The organism is Perlabentimonas gracilis (assembly GCF_011174675.1).
In the GTDB taxonomy this organism is placed as follows: domain Bacteria; phylum Bacteroidota; class Bacteroidia; order Bacteroidales; family Tenuifilaceae; genus Perlabentimonas; species Perlabentimonas gracilis.
On record NZ_JAANIG010000082.1, the window covers coordinates 1 to 3,922 of the forward strand.

Sequence of the window (3,922 nt, forward strand, 5' to 3'; positions counted from 1 at the left end):
ACCTAGATATTCGGGGCAATTGGGCTCGCAACATTATTCTTAGCGGGGGATAAATCCGCTGGCGCCGCACTCCCCCACTGGGCACACCCCCAGCCGTTAGCACACAGTAATGAAAAACGAAACGAGTATGAATACTAATCCTTTCGAAGACATAAACGAAGAAATCTTAATAAAATGGCAAGAAATGGCTGATTTATTAGCCGAACTTCTTTCTGTTCCTTCGGCTTTGATAATGAAAACAGAAAATGAATTTATGGAAGTATTTATTTCCAGCAATTCCAAGAATAACCCCTATAATGTTGGCGATAAAGAAAAATGGTATGGATTATATTGCGAAACTGTAATTAAAACGCAAGAAAAATTATTAGTCCCCAATGCTTTAACTGATGAAAATTGGAACAAAAATCCAGACATTAAACTTGGTATGATTTCATATCTCGGCGTTCCAATTAATTTCCCTGACAATAAACCCTTTGGGACAATTTGTGTACTTGATAATCAGGAAAACTATTTTTCCTCAAATCACGAACGATTAATACAACAATTTAAACGCGTATTAGAATTAGATTTAGTTTTGATACAATCGAATAAAGAACTTGAAAAACTTAATGCGGACAAGAGTATCTTTTTATCAATTCTTGCACACGATATAAAAAGCCCCCTTACATCAATTCTAGGTTTATCTGAACTTTTAGTAAAGGATACAAATCAATACGATAATGAAAAAATTGAATCTTTCGCAAAGAATATTTTTGATGTGGCAAGTAGCACCAATAATTTATTAGATGACCTGCTATTGTGGTCAACTTCCCAATATGGTAAATTACCATTTGAACCACAAAAAATTGAATTCTATAATATTTGCGCCCAGACAATTAGTCATCTAAAAAGTCAATCAGAAAAAAAGGAAATAGAAATTACAATTTCTGCTCCTGAAAATATAAGTTTGTGGGCTGATGAAAATATGCTAAAGACAGTTTTTCGTAATCTTGTTTCAAATGCAATAAAATTTTCTAACAATGGAAGTAAAATTGAAATTTCAGCTGAAAAGTATCCCTCGAATACACTAATTACAGTTTCTGACAATGGTGTTGGAATTGATGATGATGTTCAAAAAAAACTATTTAATATTTCTCAAAGCATTTCAAATATTGGGACAATGGGAGAGAAAGGAACGGGATTAGGATTAATACTCTGCAAAGAATTTATAGAAAAGCACAAAGGGGAAATATGGGTAGAAAGTAAAGTTGGAAGAGGAAGTAATTTTAAATTTACTTTACCGAATGAAAATTAATCACGAGAAAAAATTACCGTGTGCTAACAAGGGTTTAATAAAATGCAGGCTATCAGCGGATTAGGAAACTTTACAGTTTCAATCCAGCTTTCGTCTCGTGGGACGATGACGATGTTCCAACCGCCTGCACTTTATCAACCCCCCACCGTTATGCAAAATAGTAGAAACTCGGGGCGGAAAGATTAACTCGTTGGATGACAGTCTATTAACCCCGTATTGAAATCTAATTGTCTCATTGACAACTCATTTCACGGCTGGAAGATATCTCGCATAGACTGTCATCCGCCGACTTAACCTATTTTTTTTCGGCAGGACTTTCGACGATTTGGCCAACGGGCTGAATTTAAATTTCGGGAAATTGAAATTCGTTAGAAAGCAAAACAGCGGCAGGAAATGTTTGCTGGACAAGAAATCAAGAAGTTTAAAACTCGGTAGATAATTCGCTGTTTTTGTCGGGTAGAAAATTTAAATCATCCCTAGGCTTTAACGAAAAGATGGCTTACGCGCAAAAAAATACTTGCCGATCGCACGGGCTTCCCGATGAAAAGAAAGCGGAATAATAATGCTGGAGGGAAATTAATTTTTATTCCTAGAATTCTTGTCCCGAAGTTTGTATGTGACTTGATATTAACTACTTTGCATAACATAGGTTGCATAGCATGCCCAAGGATTCGTTGATTTGCAAACTTGGTCGTTTCAATCTAACTTTATCTCGTGGGATGAAGACGTTGTTCCAGTCGATGGGCACGCTATACACCCTCCACCGTTATGCCCAATTTTGACAGACCAGAATATTTCCATAATTTATTGATAATCTAACAAATAAACGACTATGAATTTTATTACAAAATTATTTAAATGGCTTGTTTATCTATTATTATTAGTCATTTCTCTATATCTTATTGACTTGCTTTTAGGTTGGTTGATTATGAAAGCATTAACAATAAGTACTTTTTGGTTAATTGTATTGGCTATATTTTTTAGTTCAATTATTATTGGATTGTTTTCTAGTTTTTGTTCAATACTTATTGGACTCCTAATGACTATTCCACCAAATAAAAAGATAGCTGGAATAATTTTCTCACTATTTGCATTCATTATAGGAATAGGAGACTTTATTGCTTATCTTAAGCTTGATACATCAATTTTGGCAAAAATCATTATTTTGATTCAAGTTATTATTGTTTGGGGTAGTCTTACATATCTTGGTATGAATAGAGACTTATTTGAAGAATCTTGAAAGCATCAATATTTTATTCTTAATCTAACAATTTACTAACGCTTTAATTTATTCATTATGAAATATCTATTTGTGTTTTTATTAGCATCTTTTATAAGCACCTACTTAATTAAGCCAAGCAAAAATAATTTAATTGCATACTCATTTATTGTGCCAATAACTACTTTTATATTATGTGCTTTGTTTATTTTTATATCAATGCATTCGTATTTTGCTGGGCAAGAAATCGCAAAACTAATATTACCTAGTTTTATTTCAGGATTAATCGTTTATTACAATTTAAAGAAAAAAGTTAAAAATGAAAATCGAGTCCAATTTCCTATCTTGTTAATTACGGCCATAATAATTTCATTAATTATTTCAATTTATCAGTATAATACTGAAGCAAAACTTAAAAATTTATGGAATGAAATTAGTATAAATAATGAATCTACAAAAAAGGAAGTAACAACTAAAAGTGTAGAGTTTAGAAACATAAAATTTAATTGTTACTCAGATTGGAAAGTTGATTTTGAATCATATGAAGAAAACAATTACTATTTAATACATTGCGAGAAAAATCTATATACACAAATAAAATATTTTGGTGTAGTTCTATTTGAAAATCAAGTTATTTCAAATGAAGAAGCTATAAAAGCAATGCTTGATGGCATTTCAGAAGATTTTCCAATCGATAATTCATATTACCATAAAATTGAAGATTCTTTTTTTAACGCACGTAAATGCAAATTTCTTGAATTTAAGTATTTGAATAATTCAAAAACTCAGTATGCAAGGATATATAGTTTTAATCATAACTTCAAAACTATTGTTATTCTCTATGAAACTGGTGATAAAAATGATTTTAATAAAATATTTAACCTTTTCGAAGATAGTTTTACAGTTAACTAAATAACTATCTAACCTACAAATACCTACATCGCTATGAATTACAAAATAATTTCGAATTCTATTTTATTTTTACTTCTATCATTATTCTATTTTTCTATCTATGCTCAACCCTTAGATAAAACAATTAATTATGGCAATATTTCGCTAAAAATACCTAGTAAATGGGAAAATAAAAATCAAAACATTGAAAATAAGGTAACTCAAATTGCTTGTTGGGATAATAATTCTGGCAGCAACCTTCTAATTCAATATTCCGATAATTTAATGACACCAGATGAATACATAAATTCAATTATTAACTACCAAAAAAACACACCTATCTATTCAACTGCAAATTATTCAAAAACAACTGATTATTTATTTAATGGCATTCAGACAAAAAAATCTGAATTTTATGGTATATGATTATCCGTAATTGTACCTAAGTTTTCCATACCAAGTATCTTCGACAGCTGCAACTAGTAGTCTATCAAATAGATTCGCTCCAAAATATCGTC

General features: G+C 30.9%; 4 protein-coding genes. All 4 read left to right on the forward strand.

Annotated features, from left to right (window positions below):
* Positions 1-127 precede the first annotated feature (127 nt).
* On the forward strand, positions 128-1,294 hold the full coding sequence (locus G8O23_RS17025) for a GAF domain-containing sensor histidine kinase (protein ID WP_166367097.1): 1,167 nt from the start codon (positions 128-130) through the stop codon (positions 1,292-1,294).
* An 832-nt stretch (positions 1,295-2,126) separates the two neighbouring features.
* Entirely contained in the window at positions 2,127-2,534 is a 408-nt protein-coding gene (locus tag G8O23_RS17030; RefSeq protein WP_166367099.1) for a hypothetical protein, read from the forward strand.
* A 57-nt stretch (positions 2,535-2,591) separates the two neighbouring features.
* Positions 2,592-3,425: a hypothetical protein gene (locus G8O23_RS17035; protein ID WP_166367101.1), complete on the forward strand. Its 834-nt coding sequence runs from the start codon at positions 2,592-2,594 to the stop codon at positions 3,423-3,425.
* A gap of 33 nt (positions 3,426-3,458) precedes the next feature.
* A complete protein-coding gene (locus tag G8O23_RS17040) occupies positions 3,459-3,830 on the forward strand; it encodes a hypothetical protein (RefSeq protein WP_166367103.1) in 372 nt (123 codons plus the stop codon).
* Positions 3,831-3,922: the final 92 nt, after the last annotated feature.